The sequence below is a fragment of the Streptomyces sp. E2N166 genome, assembly GCF_003671715.1.
Taxonomy (GTDB): domain Bacteria; phylum Actinomycetota; class Actinomycetes; order Streptomycetales; family Streptomycetaceae; genus Streptomyces; species Streptomyces thinghirensis.
The window spans coordinates 707,438-711,422 of sequence record NZ_RAIF01000031.1 but is presented as its reverse complement, the minus strand read 5'-3'; the positions used below and the strand labels follow the sequence as shown (position 1 = coordinate 711,422).

Sequence of the window (3,985 nt, the reverse complement as noted above, 5' to 3'; positions counted from 1 at the left end):
GGGATCAGGCGTGCTCTCGGCGGACATGTGCTCCTCGGGTGTTCGTCCGGTCGGTTACCCCTGCGCTCAGGGTCGGGTCGGTCGGCTCCGGCGGTTTCCACCGGTACCTCACCATCGTCCCTCCGTAGCCGAGACGGCGGAACTCGGGACAGGGTTGCACAACGGTCTGTGGCGGCCGGGTGGGGAAATGGTTACGGACCGTACTCGGTGTGGCCACGCTCGCGGGGCTGACCTGGGGATCCGCGGGCACTTCTGCGGGTACCCACGGACGGTGGCGGCACCGGCTCATGTGGGGAACGTCGCAACGTGCGGGGGCCGCCCCCTGGACGGAGGCGGCCCCTGGCGCGGAATCTGCCGGTCCCGGCGGGATCAGCCGAAGAGGTTGAACGCCCCCCAGCCGCCGCCGACCCTGTTGCGGGCCTTGAACGTCGCCGAACCCGTAACACCGGTGCCCTTGTACAGCCACAGCACCCCGGAGGTGTCCCGGGCCAGCAGGTCGGGCCTGCCGTCGCCGGTGACGTCACCGGCGGTGGCGAAGGCGTTGTACACGGACCAGCCGCCGCCGACCCTGCTCCGGCTGCCGAGCGCCGGGGAGGCCTTGCCGGTGCCCGGGTACAGCCACAGGACGCCGGAGCCGTCCCGCGCCAGCAGGTCGGACTTGCCGTCGCGGTTGTAGTCGCCCTTGCCGGTGATCGTGTACTTGGCCCAGCCGCCGCCGATCCGGACGCGGGTGCCGAACACTCCGTTGCCCTTGCCGGGGTAGAGCCACAGGACGCCGTACTTGTCCTTGGCGACCAGGTCGGGCAGGGCGTCACCGGACAGGTCGCCCGGGACGCGGATGTCCTTCATCGCGTTCCAGCCGCCGCCGACGCGGATCGACTCGTAGCGGTCGGAGCCGTTGAACGCGAAGGTGTACAGCACGCCGTCCGGGGTGCGGTACAGGTAGTCCTGGCGGAAGTCGCGGTCCAGGTCGGCCTGGCGGACCAGGCTCAGCCCGCTCCAGTCGCCCAGCTCGACGCGGCCGCCCAGGTAGGGCCACCGGTTGCCCAGCGAGTAGTACTCGTAGGCCTTGCCCCCGGGCGTGCGGACGAAGAGGTCCGCCAGACCGTCGAAGTCGAGATCGGTGTCGTCAACGCGGGCGTTGACCTCGCCGGCGTAGGTGCGGGTCTTGGCGTAGACCCCGTAGGCGCCCGACGCGACGCAGTCCGCGACGCCCCAGGACACGACGCCGGCGATCCGGCCGTTGACCACGAGCGGGCCGCCGGAGTCGCCGTTGCACGGGGAGACCGTGCCGGCGTCCTGACCGGAGGCCGGGTCGCCGGCGCACGCCATCTGGCCGGCCACGAAATCGGAGCCCCAGTACGAGGTGCAGGCGGTGTCCGACCGCATCGGCACGGTCGCCTTCTTCAGCGTCGGCGAGATGTCGTCGCTGGTGGAACTGGTGCGCCCCCAGCCGTACACGGTCGCCGGGGTGCCGTTGGCGTAGGAGGCGGTGTCGCTGCTCGACGTCGGCCGGAGCGTCTTGTACGGCAGCGCCTCGGTCAGCGTCAGCACCGCGAGGTCACCGCCCGCGGTGGTGCTCGGCCGGTACGTGGGGTTGACCCACTGGCGCCACACGCCGGCGACCCGGCCGCCGTGCAGGTCGTCGCCCTCGGGCAGCTTGGCCGTGCCGGCGAGGACGGCTCCGTTCTCCGACCAGTCCAGGCCGTACACGCAGTGCGCTGCGGTCAGGACCTTCGCCGGGGCCACGAGGGTGCCGCCGCAGAAGTAGCCGTCGTCGTCGGCGGTGTCCGCGGTGCCCTTGTCGTCGTAGTAGTGCAGCTGCACCATCCACGGCGCCTCGGAGATGGTCGCGTCCTTGCCGCCGATGATCTTCGGGTCGGCGGCGGTGGACGGGGCCTCGGCGCTCGGCGCGGGCTTCGGCTGCCCGGGAGCGGCGGCGGTGTCGCCCTTGAGCGCGGCCCCCGAGCCCTCGACGCGCTGCAGCAGCTCGGCCCGGGAGGCGGCCGGCTGCTCGGTGACCGTCGGCTGGGGCGGGACCGGTGTCGTGCCCGACGCCTGGGCGGGGGCGGCCGCGAGGACCGCGCCCGACAGGGCGAGTGCGGCGGTGGCCGCGGGAAGAGCCAGGCGGGCTCTTCGAGGAGTAGATGTCACTCAGGTCTCCTGTCGATGTGAATGCTCGCAGGAGAGAAGAGCCCGGCAGGCGCAGGCCGTGAAGGCAGCACGAATCGCCCGTGGGCGTATCCGAAAATACGTTCCCCCCCACTGCAGTGCGCTGATCCTACAAGGCGGAAGTCCCGCCCCGTCACCTGTGTGACGGGGCGGGACTTCGGACCGCGCCGGAGTGGGGCGGCTGCGACTCAGTCGCCGTTGCCGGGCGTCGGAGTCGTCTTCTGGATCTGCAGCAGGAACTCCGCGTTCGACTTGGTCTGCTTCATCTTGTCGAGGAGCAGCTCGATCGCCTGCTGCTGGTCGAGCGCGTGCAGCACCCGGCGAAGCTTCCAGGTGATGGCCAGCTCGTCGCTGCCGAGCAGGATCTCTTCCTTGCGGGTGCCGGACGCGTCGACGTCCACCGCCGGGAAGATGCGCTTGTCGGCGAGCTTCCGGTCGAGCTTGAGCTCGGCGTTGCCGGTGCCCTTGAACTCCTCGAAGATGACCTCGTCCATGCGGGACCCGGTGTCCACCAGGGCGGTGGCGAGGATGGTCAGCGAGCCGCCGTCCTCGATGTTGCGGGCCGCACCGAAGAAGCGCTTCGGCGGGTACAGGGCGGTCGAGTCGACACCACCGGACAGGATGCGGCCGGAGGCCGGGGCGGCGAGGTTGTACGCACGGCCCAGACGCGTGATCGAGTCGAGCAGGACGACCACGTCGTGGCCCAGCTCCACCAGGCGCTTGGCGCGCTCGATGGCGAGCTCCGCGACCGTGGTGTGGTCCTCGGCCGGACGGTCGAAGGTGGAGGAGATGACCTCACCCTTCACCGACCGCTGCATGTCGGTGACCTCTTCCGGACGCTCGTCGACCAGGACGACCATCAGGTGGCACTCGGGGTTGTTGTGCGTGATCGCGTTGGCGATCGCCTGCATGATCATGGTCTTGCCGGTCTTCGGCGGGGCCACGATCAGACCGCGCTGACCCTTGCCGATGGGCGCGACGAGGTCGATGATGCGGGTGGTGAGGACACCGGGGTCCGTCTCCAGGCGGAGGCGGTCCTGCGGGTACAGCGGCGTCAGCTTGTTGAACTCCGGCCGTCCGCGGCCGTGTTCGGGCGCCATGCCGTTGACGGAGTCCAGGCGCACCAGCGCGTTGAACTTCTCGCGGCGCTCGCCCTCCTTGGGCTGGCGCACGGCACCGGTGAGGTGGTCGCCCTTGCGCAGACCGTTCTTGCGGACCTGGGCGAGGGAGACGTACACGTCGTTCGGGCCGGGCAGGTAGCCGGAGGTCCGGATGAACGCGTAGTTGTCGAGGATGTCGAGGATGCCGGCGACCGGGATGAGGACGTCGTCCTCGTTGATCTGCGGCTCCTGCTGGATGTCGTCGCGCCCACGGCGGCCGCGGCGGTCCCGGTAGCGGCCGCGACGGCCGCGACGGCCGCCCTCGAAATCGTCGTCGTCCTGCTGCTGCTGACGGTCCTGGCCGCCGCCCTGCTGACGGCGCTGGCCGCCGCCCTGGTTCTGCTGGTCGTCGCCCTTGTTGCGGCGGTCGCGGTCACGTCCGCGGTCACCGCGGTCACGGTCGCGATCGCCTCGGTCACCGCGGTCACGGTCGCCGCGGTCACGGCGGTCACGGCGGCGGCCCTCGCCGCCCTCACCGTCGGAGCGGGCGTCGCCCTGGCCCTGCTGGTGGCCCTGCGACTGCTGCTGGGCGGAGGAGTCGGCCTTCGCCTCGCTCTTCGTCTCGGCGGCCACCGTCTCGGTGGCGGCGGACGGGCTGCCCGCGTCGGCGGTGGCCCGGCGACGACGGCGCTCGGAGGGGGCGTCGTCGGCGG

At 71.4% G+C, this 3,985-nt stretch carries 2 protein-coding genes; both read right to left on the bottom strand.

Features of this window, described 5'->3' with window-relative positions; genetic code table 11:
• Positions 1-369 precede the first annotated feature (369 nt).
• Positions 370-2,154, bottom strand: coding sequence for a trypsin-like serine protease (locus EBH09_RS25310; RefSeq protein ID WP_121749208.1), 1,785 nt, complete (start codon positions 2,152-2,154; stop codon positions 370-372).
• Between the two features lie 206 nt (positions 2,155-2,360).
• A partial coding sequence (gene rho / locus EBH09_RS25305; protein ID WP_121749207.1) for a transcription termination factor Rho occupies positions 2,361-3,985 on the bottom strand: 1,625 nt, incomplete at its 5' end.